The organism is Acinetobacter sp. GG2 (genome assembly GCF_000292385.1).
GTDB classification, from domain to species: Bacteria; Pseudomonadota; Gammaproteobacteria; order Pseudomonadales; family Moraxellaceae; genus Acinetobacter; species Acinetobacter seifertii.
Genome location: NZ_ALOW01000033.1, coordinates 39,522 through 54,849 on the forward strand (window position 1 = coordinate 39,522; position 15,328 = coordinate 54,849).

Genomic DNA, 15,328 nt, shown 5'->3' on the forward strand with positions numbered 1-15,328 from the left:
CAAAATAATTACCCTCTGCATTTGGTGCCGGGATTTGTCTTTAAGAAGTAGGAGTTCTTATGTCCAAGAGTGGGTTTGGTCAAATGTATCGTCGGCTTTCGAGTAAGCTACTTGACCTCGTGGTAACACCACATGTTCTTGGGGAAGTTCCTACTGAACCAGTATCAGAAACAACAGAAACTGAAGCAAAGACTGAGCGCCAAAAAGTGGTGTGCTATGTCTTACAAAACCATTCTCGCAGCAATGCTTTGGTGGTAGATGGGGAAACTCGCCGTTTAAATTTAAAGCCAGCATTAGATCCGTTAGTGATCGGTTCTCATCAGGAAAAAGCATCAGTTTTATTTTTACAGCATAATGATGAAAATAACCTATTAAATCCCCCACCTCATGCTTTTCCACCGCGCTTAATTAAACTGATTGAAGTTTTACAGGCAAACCCTGAGCTCGACATAGAACTGGTTCCAGTAACCGTTTTATGGGGCCGTTCGCCAGATAAAGAAGATTCTTGGTTCAAGCTCTTGTTCTCAGATACATGGGCAACACCAAGTACAGTTAAGCAGCTTGTAAATATCGGTTTACATGGTCGCCAATCTTATTTGGAGTTCCATGAACCGCAGTCTTTACGTGATCTTGTTGAATATGCTCAACAACATTATCCAAATCTTTCACCAGCGACTTATATTGTTAGCACTTTAAATGACTACCTTGACCGTCAACGTGAAGTGGTTTTAGGCCCTGACTTATCAGATCGCCGTAATGTCATGCAGTCAGTTGTAAAGTCTCGTGACGTGCAAGAGGCTATTCGACGTGAGAGTATTCGCGGCAAAATTAGCATGCTTGAAGCAGAACGTCGTGCGATTGGTTATGTCAATGAAATCGTATCTGACTATTCACACTCAGCAGTCCGCTTTGCAGATTTAGCATTAACACGCCTATGGACTCAGCTTTATGACGGCGTAGAGGTTCACAACTTTAGTACGGTTCGTGAACTCGCGAAAGATTACGAAATTGTTTATACACCGTGTCATCGCAGCCATATTGACTACCTATTATTGTCTTATGTGATTTATAGACGAGGCCTAATGGTTCCGTATATTGCTGCTGGTGATAACCTGAACTTGCCTTTCGTGGGTCAGCTTTTACGTGGTGGTGGTGCTTTCTTTATTCGCCGCTCTTTCCGTGGCAATGGTCTTTATACAACTGTATTTAAAGAATATTTATACAGCATTCTTTCTCGTAATACGCCACTTGAATACTTTATTGAGGGTGGTCGTTCGCGTACAGGTCGTTTATTACCACCGAAAACCGGTATGCTTGCCATGACGGTTCATAGTCATTTACGTGGCCGTACAAAGCCAATTGTATTTGTACCAACTTATATTGGTTATGAACGCTTGATGGAAGGTTCGACTTACGTTGGCGAAATGCAAGGTAAGCCAAAAGAAGCTGAATCTATTTTTGGTATTGTTAAAACATTACGAAAAATTGAACGCATTTTCGGTAAGGTACACGTTAACTTTGGTGAACCCGTTTTTCTTGATGATTTGCTTAAACAGCATAATGCAGAAAATGTCTATATCGAGAAAAACGATGACCCAATTCCTCAAGCCGTTTCAGATGCTGTAAATAGCTCTGCACATGCAATTTTAGAAAATATTAACCGTGCGGTAGTCATTAACCCGGTTTCTTTACTCTCAATTATTTTGCTTGCTACTCCAAAGCATACTCTTGATGAAGAAATCTGTATTAAGCAGCTTGAAGCTTACCGCAATTTAGCATCGAATTTCCCATACGATCAGCGTACAGAAGTAACACCACTATCTGGCAAGGAAATTATTGCTTACGGCTTAAAGCTAAAATTAATTAAGCGTGTACAGCATGCACTGGGCGATATTATTGCGATTGAAGATAACCAAGCAGTTCTGCTTACATACTTCCGTAATAACATTTTGCATGCTTTCGTTTTACCTTCATTGGTTGCATCGCTTGTTGAGCATAACGGTAAAATCAGTCGTGCTGATTTAAGTAATGTCATCTATACCCTTTATCCATTCTTAAAAGCTGAACTATTCCTTAAGTGGCAAAGCAGTGAGCTTAAAGAACAGATTGAACAATATGCAGATGCATTGGTTCAATCAAACCTTATTCATCAAGATGAAGAAGGTAACTTGATTAGCTCTGCACCAAACACTGAAGAGCACAATCAACTTGTTGTATTGGCAACACCTGTTAAGCAAAGTCTAGAACGCTATTACATGACTTTAGCTTTAATTACTCAGCGTGGTTCAGGCAATATTTCAGCAAAACAAGTTGAAGAGTTAAGTCATTTGTTAGGACAACGCTTGTCTGTTCTTTACGAGTTTAATTCTCCAGAGTTCTTTGACAAAGCATTGTTCCAAAGCTTTATTAAAGTTTTAACTCAGCAAAATTACATCCGTACTAATGATCAAGGCCAGATTGAGTTTGACGATAATTTCCGTCAAATGGCAGCAGGCGCACAGTTAGTACTTGATGAAGTAACATTGCAGATGTTGCAGCACATCACGACCTTTACTGATGAAGAACTAAAAGAAGCACTTGAAGCAATGGCCTCTCAACAAGCGAAACGTCGTTTAAAACGTAAAAAATCTTAAAGTTTGACTCAAAATAAAAGGCAACTTAAGTTGCCTTTTATTTTATCGAGGCATTGAACACTCGAAGTAACGTGGATCATCAATACAGCGTAAGCGCTTCATTAATTCAACAAAGTAAGCATCGTAATATCCAGAACGCACATATTGATTGCGTATTTTGGCTACCATAATGTCGTAGCTCTGCTTTTCGTAAAAAGAAACATCTACCCAATAATAGGCAGGTAAATGGTTTTCCCACTGTATCGCTCGATTCGTTAATAATTGGCTATTTTGCACAAACCAAGAACGAATTTTTCGGCCAAAATTGGCAGGATACGATTTAGGCTTAATAATTAGATTTACCCCAAAATAAGCCAATGGAAAGTTAATCACCTGAGTGTCTGGCCCAAAATCTTTCTGTAAGTTATATGGTAAAAGCCCATAAATCGGTGCAGGCATAATATCGATTTTGTTTTGCTGGAACTGAGTGATCGCATTGGATAAATCAACATAGACTGGCTGAGCACCTACACTTCTCACCAACGCCTGCTGTGGCGGATTATTGGCTAATACACCGACTCGTTGACCTCTAAGCTGTGCCACTTTCGATATTTTTTTGTTTTTCATGACCATATAGGCAGTTCCTACGGGAATCATACCAACTACTTCATAGTCTTGATTAATGAGTTTTTTCTCAATTGTCGGGTGATTTAAAAGCTGCAATAAATTTCGGGCAGTCCTGTTATTAGGTATAAGGCCAATCCCAGAGCTACTTCCCATAAAATGATTGTATTGATACGTATTAAAGTTACTAGCTGCTAAACCTGAACATTTACCATCGTCAAAAGCTTGAATGGCTTGCTGCTCTTTTTGATAGCTGACAACTTTGAATTTGACATTATATTGCTGAGCATATAATCGGATGTCATTTAAACGACGCGTTATATCCCCTTGGGTGCCCATAGGATCATATGTACACCACAACTGATCCTCTGCCCAACTCGCAACAGACGTTGCACTCAAAATAAGTGCTAAACAAAATTTCTTCACTTTCAACATTTTTATCTTTATCGGCAATTTATTTGCCTCTTCAGGTATTTCTATTGTTATTTAAAGTTTAGTCTAAATTTTGATTTGTACCATGAGCATTTAAACATAATAAATAGTCATTAAAGCAAATTGGGTGTTCAAGCTGAAAACCTGTTTCAAATAAGTGTTTCGCATATATTTTTTTACCTGAAACATGAGCTGAATCTAAGGTAAGTAGCGGTAAGTCTAACTGGCTCTGAAACCAAAGGATGACTTCATGTAACGGTACAGGGGCATTATTGGCAACAAGATAACTCTTATGCGGTTTTTCATAATCGGCTAAAAATGCTAAAAATCTTGCCAAGTCATCAATATGAATACGATTACTATAGTGAATATTTGGATAGGTTTGTGTGTTTTCAGCCATCCGTTTTAATCGATCAACCGAGGCACCATAAATTCCTGTGGGACGTACAATCACACATTGAGCTGGAAAGTATTTCTGCCATAGCAATTCCATATTATGAAGAATATGGCCTTGAGCATCATTCGGGTGAATCTGACTATCATCATCAATCGTTTCACCAGAATTTTCACCATATACCCGCGTAGATGACACCACAATTAATCTTTTGACTGGATGTGATTTTAAAGCCTGTCGAATAGGCTCAATACTATCCACGTAAGTATGATGATAACCTTGAACTGTACTATCGTCTGGAGAAAGCAAAATATAAACTACATCTACAGGCGCAATTTCACTTAAATCGAGCGTAAAAATATCCTGTATGAGGTGTGTCCCGTAAGGATCTGTTTTTTCACTACGGCTAATTGTGGTAATTTGATGTCCTGTCTCAAATAGTTGTTTAGCAACACGCTGAGATGTTTTACCATAACCGATAAATAATATATGCATAGAGAACTCGTTGAGGGGACATGACTTCAGTCCATCAGTTACAAGGCGTTGGATCGGCTTCAGCAGCCCTACTCGAAAAACTAAATATTTTTACCACAGATGATTTACTGTTTCATCTGCCCCGTGATTATGAAGATCGCAGTACCATTATTCCTATGAATCAGTTGGTGGTTGGTCGTAGTTATTTACTCGAGGGTGAAGTCAAATCTGTTGATTTCCCTCCAGGTAAACGTAAATCTATGGCTGCATTAATACAAGATGAATTTGGTAAGGTGACTTTACGTTTTTATCATATTTATAAAAACTTAACTGATAAAATAAAACCTGGTAACCGTTTACGTATTTTTGGTGAAGTTCGCGTAGGTGCACGAGGACTTGAGCTTTATCATCCAGAAATTCAGCTCATTAATGAACATACACCACTGCCAAAAACGCAGCTTACAGCAATTTACCCGAGCACTGATGGATTAACACAACCTAAATTACGCGAATATGTTAAACAGGCGTTGAAGCATCATAGTGATGCTCTACCTGAGCTGTTTCCTAAACAATATACAAATGGATACGCGCTCAAAGAAGCTTTACATTACATTCATGAGCCACCTGTCGATGCCAATATGCTCCAATTGGCCGAAGGATCTCACCCTGCACAGCAGCGTCTTATTTTTGAAGAACTGGTCGCACACCAAATTAGCCTTCTCACACGACGGGCTTATATCCGTCAAATTGCCTCGCCCGCTTTCCCAAGTAGTAAGGTACTGGCAAAAAAACTGTTAGAAGCCTTACCTTTTCAAATGACCAATGCACAAAAGCGTGTATCCAAAGAAATTTTAAGCGACTTAAAACAACACCAGCCTATGCTACGTTTAGTACAAGGTGACGTAGGTGCAGGGAAAACTCTAGTTGCGGCAGTTGCAGCATGCCATGCATTAGAGGCCGATTGGCAAGTTGCATTAATGGCACCTACCGAAATTTTGGCAGAGCAGCATTATTTAAATTTTAAACGTTGGTTTGAACCCTTGGGCATTACGGTCGCTTGGTTATCTGGCAAACAAAAAGGTAAAGCGCGAGCACAAGCTGAACAACAAATTAAAGAAGGTCATGCCGAACTGATTGTAGGTACTCATGCCTTATTTCAAGATAATGTTGGGTTTGCAAAGTTAGGTCTTGTTATTATTGATGAGCAACATCGCTTTGGGGTAGATCAACGGTTAGCCTTACGTAATAAAGGCGCTGAACAACTAACTCCACATCAATTGGTCATGACTGCAACGCCAATTCCTAGAACATTAGCGATGAGCGCTTATGGCGATTTAGACACCTCAATTATTGATGAATTACCACCAGGTCGTACACCAATTCAAACAGTGACTATTCCGCTAGATCGTCGTGAAGAAGTGCTAAATCGAATTGCTACAAACTGCCGAGAAGGTAAACAAGCCTACTGGGTATGTACTCTGGTTGAACAGTCCGAAACTTTAGATGCTCAAGCCGCGGAAGCTACCTATCAAGAAATGAAAGAGCGCTTTCCTGAACTTAATATCGGTTTGGTTCATGGCAAAATGAAAGCTGATGAAAAGCAATCTGTCATGCAAGCATTTAAAAATAACGAACTACAACTCTTGATTGCCACAACTGTCATTGAGGTTGGGGTCGATGTACCAAATGCTTCAATTATGGTTATTGAAAATGCTGAGCGTTTAGGCCTTTCACAACTACACCAATTACGTGGCCGTGTAGGACGAGGTGCAAAGGCTAGTTTTTGTGTTCTTCTTTATAAACCACCACTTTCACAAAATGGGCAAGAAAGACTTTCGATTTTAAGAGAAAGTAACGACGGCTTTGTGATTGCAGAAAAAGACCTTGAGCTGAGAGGTCCTGGTGAACTATTAGGAACAAAACAAACAGGTGATATGGGCTTTAGAGTCGCGCGATTAGAACGAGATGACCATTTACTGAGTCAAGCGCATTATGTTGCACAACAGGTTCTAAAAGACTATCCACAACAAGCTGATGCCCTCTTGAAACGCTGGCTACCTGAAGCACCCCGATACGCTTATGTTTAAGTTGTTCAATCCTCAATATCTTTTTCAGTTATTGTCCCCTTGCCTGTTATGTGAAATAGGAACGCGGGGTAAGCACTCTCTTTGTAAAGAATGTTGGGAACAACTACCATGGCTTAAGCAGACAGTTCAGCGTAATGATCTATCTGTTCTTGTGGCCTGTCATTATGCCTATCCAATTAACCGCATAATTCAGCAGTTTAAATATGAACAAAAATTACATTACCAAACCTTACTTGCTGAAATTTTACAGCAAATAAAATTTCCTAAGGTACAGGCCATAGTACCCATGCCTATTTCTAAAGAGCGTTTAACGGAGCGGGGTTTTAATCAATCATTATTACTTGCCAAGCTTCTAAGTAAACAATTAAAAATACCCGTTTGGCAGCCTGTCCAACGCCTCAATGAGCGTTCACAAAAAGGATTATCTCGACTCGAAAGATTTGAAAATATTGAACAGCAATTTGTTCCGATAACTCAAGAAAAACGGCGCTACCGTCGTGTGCTGATTATTGATGATGTGATCACAACAGGAAGTTCAATTTCCGCTTTAAGTCTGGTGCTAAAACAGCTAGGGTGCACATCTATTTATGCAAGCTGCCTAGCTGCTGCCTCATCTACATCATATTAAAATTATTAAATTGCAGATAAGTTTTGCTCACACCATGGAATTACTATTTCTTTGGTTAATGGCGCAAGTTTGGTTTCGGAATCATTAAATTTTATCCACTTCATTTCAGCAATTTCGGCTGCAATTTGTGGAGACTGTTTTAATCGAACCAAATATAAATGGCTAATCAGCGTATGATCTGGCTCATTAGCAGCTGCTGTCTCAAAACGCCCTATAAACTGTTGTATTACACACGGGCTGCCAACTTCTTCCAAGATTTCACGTTGTATGGCTGTTTCTGGAGCCTCATTCGGCTCCAGCTTACCGCCTACTTGCATAAAAGCTTGTGTATCACGCTTTCTAACCAGTAATAATTCATTGTGCTCATTTAAGATCACCGCAGCGGCGACCGTAATTATTTTCACCGATTTAACCTCGTTTATGGTTGAACATCTGCATTAGCCCATTTTGGAGCTGGTGGTTGATATTGTTCAAATTGTTGAAGAATATCCTCAATTTTATCCGAAGCGATCAATTTATCAGCGAACCGTGCCTGACTAAAACCTTTATCTACAGTTCCTTGAACCATTTTAAGCAAATCTTCATAAAAGCCCGCTACATTTAGAAAAGCACACGGCTTTTGATGAATACCTAATTGTGCCCATGTCCATTGTTCAAAGATTTCTTCCAATGTACCTGCCCCACCTGGTAACGCAATAAAACCGTCCGACAGATCTGCCATTTTGGTCTTACGCTCATGCATATTCTCGACGACATATAACTTTGTCAGTCCGGGATGAGCTAACTCGCGATCGACTAAAGCACGAGGAATGACGCCAATGACCTGCCCACCGGCTTGCAAAGCACTATCAGCGACAACGCCCATTAAACCTGAACGACCACCGCCATAAACGAGAGTTTTACCTTGCTTGGCAATAGTTTGACCGGTTAATTGAGCAATTTGTTGAAAGATTGGGTCTGAACCTAAAGATGAACCACAGAAAATGCAAATTGAATTCATAGTATAAAAACCGTTTTATTGAACTGTCATGCTGACAAACTAGACTATCGACAGAGTTTTTTTTTGCAAAATAGTGTATTGGCAAGTGTTTTTCGGCAAATCCTTGTCTAAAATACACCCATCAATTTCCATCAGACTGCGTGAGGAAAAAAGACACATGCTTGAAGCCTTTTATGCCACAGAACGCGGAAGTCTGGAAGATGCCACCATCAACGGTGGATTTGATCTACATCCCGAATTAGTATGGCTTGATCTAATTGCACCCTCTCAAGAAGAACAACAATGGGTCTTAGATGCCTACGATCAGAACTTACCTACACTAAAGTCCCTAGAAGACATTTCTTCTTCTGCTCGATTCTACCGCGATGATGACGGTATTTTGCATATCAGCACCTATTTTTTAACGAAAAATAAAAATTATCAGGTCGATGGGGATGCTGAAGAGTCATCACATATGCTTGCCATGGTACAAACCGTAGCATTCATTTTACACAAAGATCGCTTATTTACGTTACGCGGTGAAAAGCTCGTTGCGTTTCGTGCATTTCGTGCCCGAGCTCGCCGTAACGACTATGAAATGGATTATAAAGATCCAACTTGGATTTTATTAGGTCTGCTTGAAGCAAAGCTAGATGAGCTTGCGGATATCTTAGAAGATATCCACAAGGATCTAGAAAAATACTCCACTGAGGTTCTTAACAACCATCAACGTGAGAAAATTTTAGACCTTGATGACATGATTACCCGCTTGGCGCAACAAGAAGACATGCTTGGAAAAGCACAACTTTGTTTAATTGATTTACGACGTGTCTTAACATTTTTATCTCGTCCACGTGCTTTAGGCAGTCACATCTACGATGCTGATATTCGAGAGCTCAGTGAAGATGTCCGCTCGCTTGTAGAACATGATGCGTTCTTATTCCAAAAAGTACGATTCTTGCTTGATACAACGTCTGGGTTTATTAACACTGAGCAGAACGATACGATTCGTCGATTCTCGATTTTACCAAGTATGTTAGCGCCACCAATGCTGATCGCGAGTATCTATGGTATGAACACTGAAGTATTGCCTTTTGCTCATGGTAAAAGTAGTTTTATCGCAGTGCTATTAATTATTGTCGGCTTTTTTATTGGCCCTATCATTTACTTCCGCTGGAAGAAATGGATTTAAAGCCTGCACTTCCCCCTATTAATTTTTATAAAAAAAGCACCTAAATTTAGGTGCTTTTTTTATTTTTGCATGACTAGACCAAATGTAGGTCTTCTTGCAAATGGCAAGCTTGAATGATTTTCAGCATCTTCTCTGGAACATTTTTAAAATGTAAGCCAGCCTTCTGCGGAGTCTGACGTAGCCATTGGACTAACACCGCCAATGCCAACGTATTACCATGCTCAAGCTGTTTTAAATCAACAATTAGAGGAAAGCTTGTCTGCTTTTTAATAATTGCCAATCCAGCTTGGTATTGTTGTTCAGCATTTTCAAAATCGATTTTACCTGAAACAACTAACTCTTGGTTAAGATACTGAACCACTCTTCACCCACTTATTTTTGTTTGTTCTGATTAACAGCAGCATCTGCATCAGGTTTGAACGTAGCAATTGCTTTATTTAAATCGCCACCATTACGTTTCACAGTTGCAGCAAACTGGTTGCGGAACTGTAATCCTAAATCAATACCAGAAACATTGATGTTACGGATTTTCCACTGCGAACCTTTGTCAGCCAACTGGAACGACACAGGAATTTTGTCGCCATTATGGTTAAAGTCTAAAGTCACAACAGGGCTTTTGCCTGCTGTCTCTTTATAAGGACGCATGGTGTAAGTTTGGTTTGTATACTTAGCAAATGCACTACCGTAATTCTCAATTAAAGTATTACGGAAGTTTGTTTCAAACTGAGCACGTTGTGCAGCTGTACTATACTGATTAGTCGCATAAGTACCCATCACAATACGTGTGAACGATTGTGAATCAACATACGGATCTAAGTTCTGACGTATGATTGTTTTAACTAAAGCAGGGTTGTTTTGCAACTTGGCATGATCTGTTTTTAAACGAGCAATCAAACCATCAGCAACACGCTTAATAAAATCAGGTGGTGCTTCTGAAGGTGCAGCAAAAGCTGTACCAGCAATCATAGTAGACAAAATACTTGCTGTCAGGGTTTGTTTAAACAACTTATTCACCTGGAACCACTCCTTCAAATAATCTCTTACTCAACAAATGACGGCTGTGCGCTGCTGTCAGTACTTGCAGGAGCTTTTTCTTCTGCTGAGGATGATGAACCAGCGGCAACTTTACCTGCGCCACCACCAGTAATAAATTTACTAATTAAATCTTCTAAATCCATCGTTCCTTGGGTGTTAGAAATCGTATCACCACGTTTAAGGTAGTTAAGACCACCACCTGGTACGATTTTTAAATATTTCTCACCCAACAAACCATTGGTTGCAACCATTATATAAGCATCTTCATCAATACTGGTGATGGATGACATGTTACTGATCAGTTGCTGTTCCATTGTTTTTTGTTGCGCTGGCGTCGCTTGCGTATAATCAGAACTATAACGCAATTCGTCTAAAGCATTTTTTTGAACTTCTTTTAACTGCTGAGCATTAAAACTTGTCAGTTTTCCATCAAGGTCAAAAGTCACAGTAGCTAAACGTGTAACCGGATCAAGTGTAATTGAATCAACACGACCAATTGTTACACCGCTCATCGTTACTTTAGCACGAGGCTTAAGTCCGTTAACGTTGTCAAACTGAGCTTTCATCGTGTAGCCATCGCTCAAGTTTGTACCAACTAAACCACTTACTTTCATCGCTAAAAAAAACAAAGCAATACCGAAGATAATGACAAAAATACCTACGGCCAGCTCACTAGTACGTGATTTCATTAAATCCCTCCGAACATGACCGCAGTCAACACGAAATCAAAACCTAAAACACATAATGAAGAATATACAACCGTACGGGTCATCGCTGTCGCAATGCCTTCAGGTGTTGGATCACACGCATACCCTTGGAAAACTGCAATCCATGTACAAAGTAAAGCAAATACAATGCTCTTAATGATGCCATTTACAACATCATGGCCAAATTGAACATTATTTTGCATACCACTCCAGAAGGAGCCTTCATCAACGCCAAGAAAATCAACGCCAACCATTTTGCCGCCAACAATACCAATCGCGGCAAAGATAACAGTTAACATTGGCAAACTGACTATGCCAGCCCAAAGACGTGGTGATACGATTTGCTTTAAAGGATCAACACCAATCATTTCCATACTGGCAAGCTGCTCACTTTGTTTCATTGAACCAATTTCAGCAGTTAATGCAGAACCTGCGCGCCCAGCGAAGAGTAAAGCAGCAACAACTGGTGCAAGCTCACGCAGCAAGGTTAAAGACACCATAGTGCCTAGCATTGATTCACTACCCACATTGACCAATATTGAGTAGCCTTGCAGTCCGAGTACCAGACCAATAAATAAACCTGATACCGTAATAATAAGTAAAGACATTACCCCTACACGATGCATTTGATAGACGAAACGCCCAAAACCACCAGATGAAGGTAATGAAAAAATAATCTGTAAGAGCATCAGTGCCGCAACACCAATCCCTCGAATCCGCTCAATAACGAGTCTACCTAACCAGGCAATCGTATTCATGGACGAACCTCGTTATCTAAATAAGCTTGGTGGCTAAACTGGTACTCAACCGGACCTTCTGCCGAACCGGTTAAGAACTGTTTTACAAAAGGAGAAGCATATTTTTGCAATTCTTCCGGTGTTCCTTCCCCTTGAATCTTTCCTTCCGCTACAACATAAATGTAATCGGCAATAGATAAGGTTTCGGAAACATCATGCGAAACAATAATGGTGGTTAAATCCAAAGCTTCACGCAACGAACGAATAAGACGAGTTAAAACACCTTTTACAATGGGGTCTTGCCCAGCAAATGGTTCGTCATACATAATTAAATCTGGATCAAGCGCGATTGCACGAGCCAAAGCAACTCGTCGATTCATACCACCTGATAACTCTGTAGGCATAAGCTGTTCTGTTCCTCGCAGGCCAACAGACTCAAGCTTTAAAGCAACCAGTTCAGCAATCAAATTTTCAGAAAGCTTGGTATGTGCACGGATTGGAAAAGCGACATTTTCATAAACCGACATATCGGTAAATAAAGCGCCACTTTGGAAGAGCATTCCCATACGCGCACGAGCGGCGAACAATTCCTGACGCGACATTTGAGCAATATCTTTACCATCAAGCAAAACTTCACCCTGATCAGGAACAAGTTGTCCACCAATCAAACGCAATAAAGTCGTTTTACCTGTACCAGATGGTCCCATAATGGCCGTAATCTGACCGCGACGTATATTTAAACTAATATTGTCATAAATGACGCGTTCCCCTCGATTAAAACTCAAATTTTTCACTTCAATGAGTGACTGAGTCGAGAGAGGAGTTTTATTATTCATAATGGCAATCATTCCTGCACTTTTATGCCCGCATACTATAACACTGAATTTTGGGAATCTTGTTGTAATTTTGACAAAAGCAAAGACAACTAAACGTATAAATATAGGTTAGTTTTTGAAGGGAATTTACTGATTGAGCACTTGGAACTGATCTACAAAATGGCCTGTTAACAAAGCATAGGCAAAGTAAATCCCATTGCACAAAGCGAGTACAATAAAAAGATATGGCAAACCATGTTGAAGTAATAATTTACTCAACCATGTCAAAGATGCCATTTTTCGATTACTTTTACGCATTATTACAATTAAATTTGAACTGCTTCACAATTTATTATTTTATAGCAAAACTGACAAATAAAAAAGGCCAGTTTGTTAACTGGCCTTTTTTTAAATCTTTTTAAAGATTAACGGTCGAATTTACGACGTGGTTTGTCATCAAAACTACGACGTGGACGATCTTCGCCACCGAAGCTACGTTTTGGACGATCTTCACCACCAAACGATGGACGTTCACCACGAGGTTTGTCATCAAAGCTACGACGTGGCTTATCATTAAAACCACCTTCGCGACGTGGACGATCTGAGTTGAACTCACGACGTGGACGATCTTCGCCACCAAATGACGGACGCTCACCACGTGGCTTGTCATCAAAACTACGACGTGGACGATCTTCACCACCGAAGCTACGTTTTGGACGATCACCAAAACCGCTTTCACGACGTGGTTTATAGTCTACACGGTTACCACGGTTATCATCATTCGAGTCAAAACGCGGTTTATCATTGAAAACACCTTCACGACGTGGGCGATCAGAATTGAACTCGCGACGTGGACGGTCTTCAAAACCACCTTCACGGCGTGGACGATCTGAATTGAACTCACGACGCGGACGATCTTCACCACCAAATGGACGATCACCACGTGGCTTGTCATCAAAGCTACGACGTGGACGGTCATCACGACCACCTTCACGACGTTTGAAGTTGCTTTCGCCTTCGAAACGACGACCACCGCCAAAACCGCCACCACGACGACCATCACGGCCACCACCGTTGCCGCCACGACCACGACCACCACCATCACGACCTGAACGAGCAGGAGGTGGAGATGGCTCTAAGCCTTCAATTTCAGAAACGCTTAAACGAGCTTCTAAATATTCTTCAAGTGCACGAATCTTACCGCGTTCACGATAAGTCGCTAAAGTAATCGCTTGACCTGTACGACCAGCACGACCTGTACGACCAATACGGTGTACGTAGTCTTCGTGCTTCATCGGAAGACCAAAGTTAATTACGTGAGAAATAGTCGGTACGTCAAGACCACGAGCAGCAACGTCAGTTGCAACTAAGATCTTCGCACGACCTTCACGGATACTACGTAAACGACGGTTACGAACTGTTTGTGGCATCGCACCGTGAAGTGCAACAACTGAATGACCTGCTTCTGCAAGTTCTTCAGCCAACATATCAGTGTCTTCTTGAGTGCTTGCAAAAACCACAGCTTGATCTAAGTTTTCATCACTTAACCAATGAGTAAGTAATTTTTTCTTGTGCTCAAAGCCATCAGTCCAATGCAATGTTTGCGTAATATCTGTATTGGTTGAATGACCAGTTTCAATTGCGATACGCATTGGATCTTTCATCATGCATGCTGCAAGACGAATAATACGATCAGCAAATGTTGCAGAGAACATTAATGTTTGTTTACGGTTAGCCGCTAATTCGCTAATTGCTTCTAAGTCTTCAGAGAAGCCTAGGTCAAGCATACGGTCCGCTTCATCAACAATTAAAGCATCTACTTGGTCTAATTTAATTTGACGACGGTTTACCAAGTCAAGTAAACGACCCGGTGTTGCAACAACAACTTGCGCGCCTTTTAACTGTTGAATTTGTTTAGCAAATGGCATACCACCCATAATTGCAGCAATACGAACACCTTTCATGTGACGTACAAATGCAATTGCATCTTGGCTTACTTGTTGTGCTAATTCACGAGTAGGAGAAATAACCAAAATATTTGGTTGAGTTACTGCTTTCATGCGTTCTTTGAACGGAACGAAAGTTTCTTGACCAGCCAAGTTATTTAATGTCGGCAATAAGAAAGCTGCAGTTTTACCAGAACCAGTCTGGCTAGAAACTAAAAGGTCTTTACCTTCTAAAGCTGCAGGAATAGATTGTTCTTGCACAGGAGTCGGGGTAGTAAAACCTAAACCTTCAAGCGCTTGTTGTAAGGTTTCATGCAAAGAAAATTCGGCAAAAGTTTTGCTCATAGAGAGTTTCACCCTAATGGGTGCTCCATTTTTAATAAGTACAAAATAGACATCGGCACAAAGCGGCAAAGCAAAATTAGCTGAACCTTATTATTCAGCGGCAATCCGAGTAACGACGATGTGGATTAAACGCACGCTTGATTACGGCCGAACCTGAAGAATCGCTGAGCGATCGGGGCGCAAGAAATGGTCCTCTCTATGGACAGCGTGCGCTTACAATGAATAGAACAGAATGTTCAGGTAATGAACGGAAATTTAAGTGCGTGGGCGGATTATAGCAGAAAGAATTTAAAAGTCATGTGTTTTAATCAACTTTCTCGT

General features: G+C 40.6%; 15 protein-coding genes. 4 read left to right on the top strand and 11 right to left on the bottom strand.

Going from position 1 to position 15,328, the window contains the following annotated elements:
- The first annotated feature begins 59 nt into the window (after positions 1-59).
- The gene (gene plsB, locus B554_RS0109045; RefSeq protein WP_004705358.1) at positions 60-2,633 is read left to right on the top strand and encodes a glycerol-3-phosphate 1-O-acyltransferase PlsB; all 2,574 of its coding nucleotides are present in this window, start codon (positions 60-62) and stop codon (positions 2,631-2,633) included.
- A gap of 42 nt (positions 2,634-2,675) precedes the next feature.
- On the opposite strand, the gene B554_RS0109050 is transcribed toward plsB, so the two are convergent.
- Positions 2,676-3,662 (bottom strand): putative solute-binding protein, encoded by a 987-nt coding sequence (locus B554_RS0109050; protein ID WP_025465167.1) that lies wholly within the window; start codon positions 3,660-3,662, stop codon positions 2,676-2,678.
- A gap of 67 nt (positions 3,663-3,729) precedes the next feature.
- Entirely contained in the window at positions 3,730-4,557 is an 828-nt protein-coding gene (locus B554_RS0109055; protein ID WP_019457791.1) for an NAD-dependent epimerase/dehydratase family protein, read from the bottom strand.
- A gap of 20 nt (positions 4,558-4,577) precedes the next feature.
- Here B554_RS0109055 and recG point away from each other — a divergent pair, with 20 nt between their 5' ends.
- The gene (recG, locus tag B554_RS0109060; RefSeq protein ID WP_019457792.1) at positions 4,578-6,623 is read left to right on the top strand and encodes an ATP-dependent DNA helicase RecG; all 2,046 of its coding nucleotides are present in this window, start codon (positions 4,578-4,580) and stop codon (positions 6,621-6,623) included.
- Positions 6,616-7,251 (top strand): ComF family protein, encoded by a 636-nt coding sequence (locus B554_RS0109065; protein WP_019457793.1) that lies wholly within the window; start codon positions 6,616-6,618, stop codon positions 7,249-7,251. Before recG ends, B554_RS0109065 begins: the two co-directional genes overlap by 8 nt.
- 5 nt (positions 7,252-7,256) lie before the next feature.
- Here the strand turns inward: B554_RS0109065 and B554_RS0109070 are convergent, their stop codons facing one another.
- Positions 7,257-7,655, bottom strand: a complete 399-nt coding sequence (locus B554_RS0109070) for an NUDIX hydrolase (protein WP_019457794.1) — start codon at positions 7,653-7,655, stop codon at positions 7,257-7,259.
- Positions 7,656-7,669: 14 nt separating this feature from the next.
- A complete protein-coding gene (locus tag B554_RS0109075; protein ID WP_004705346.1) occupies positions 7,670-8,251 on the bottom strand; it encodes a TIGR00730 family Rossman fold protein in 582 nt (193 codons plus the stop codon).
- Positions 8,252-8,408: 157 nt separating this feature from the next.
- Between B554_RS0109075 and B554_RS0109080 the strand changes: the two genes are divergently transcribed.
- Entirely contained in the window at positions 8,409-9,422 is a 1,014-nt protein-coding gene (locus B554_RS0109080; RefSeq protein ID WP_004705344.1) for a magnesium and cobalt transport protein CorA, read from the top strand.
- Positions 9,423-9,495: 73 nt separating this feature from the next.
- Here the strand turns inward: B554_RS0109080 and B554_RS0109085 are convergent, their stop codons facing one another.
- The 7 genes from B554_RS0109085 to B554_RS0109115 all read right to left on the bottom strand — a co-directional run bounded on the left by B554_RS0109085 (position 9,496) and on the right by B554_RS0109115 (position 15,007).
- Complete coding sequence (locus B554_RS0109085) at positions 9,496-9,783, bottom strand: lipid asymmetry maintenance protein MlaB (RefSeq protein ID WP_019457795.1); 288 nt, start codon at positions 9,781-9,783, stop codon at positions 9,496-9,498.
- Between the two features lie 11 nt (positions 9,784-9,794).
- The gene (locus B554_RS0109090) at positions 9,795-10,436 is read right to left on the bottom strand and encodes a phospholipid-binding protein MlaC (protein ID WP_019457796.1); all 642 of its coding nucleotides are present in this window, start codon (positions 10,434-10,436) and stop codon (positions 9,795-9,797) included.
- A 26-nt stretch (positions 10,437-10,462) separates the two neighbouring features.
- Positions 10,463-11,146 (bottom strand): outer membrane lipid asymmetry maintenance protein MlaD, encoded by a 684-nt coding sequence (locus tag B554_RS0109095; RefSeq protein WP_019457797.1) that lies wholly within the window; start codon positions 11,144-11,146, stop codon positions 10,463-10,465.
- On the bottom strand, positions 11,146-11,922 hold the full coding sequence (mlaE, locus tag B554_RS0109100) for a lipid asymmetry maintenance ABC transporter permease subunit MlaE (RefSeq protein ID WP_004705340.1): 777 nt from the start codon (positions 11,920-11,922) through the stop codon (positions 11,146-11,148). The genes B554_RS0109095 and mlaE overlap by 1 nt, the downstream gene beginning before the upstream one ends.
- Positions 11,919-12,737 carry an ABC transporter ATP-binding protein gene (locus B554_RS0109105; protein WP_004705339.1) on the bottom strand — a complete coding sequence of 273 codons (819 nt, stop codon included), beginning with the start codon at positions 12,735-12,737 and terminating at the stop codon, positions 11,919-11,921. Before B554_RS0109105 ends, mlaE begins: the two co-directional genes overlap by 4 nt.
- A gap of 126 nt (positions 12,738-12,863) precedes the next feature.
- Positions 12,864-13,013 carry a hypothetical protein gene (locus B554_RS18965; protein WP_171057785.1) on the bottom strand — a complete coding sequence of 50 codons (150 nt, stop codon included), beginning with the start codon at positions 13,011-13,013 and terminating at the stop codon, positions 12,864-12,866.
- A gap of 128 nt (positions 13,014-13,141) precedes the next feature.
- On the bottom strand, positions 13,142-15,007 hold the full coding sequence (locus B554_RS0109115; protein ID WP_019457800.1) for a DEAD/DEAH box helicase: 1,866 nt from the start codon (positions 15,005-15,007) through the stop codon (positions 13,142-13,144).
- Between the last annotated feature and the right edge of the window lie 321 nt (positions 15,008-15,328).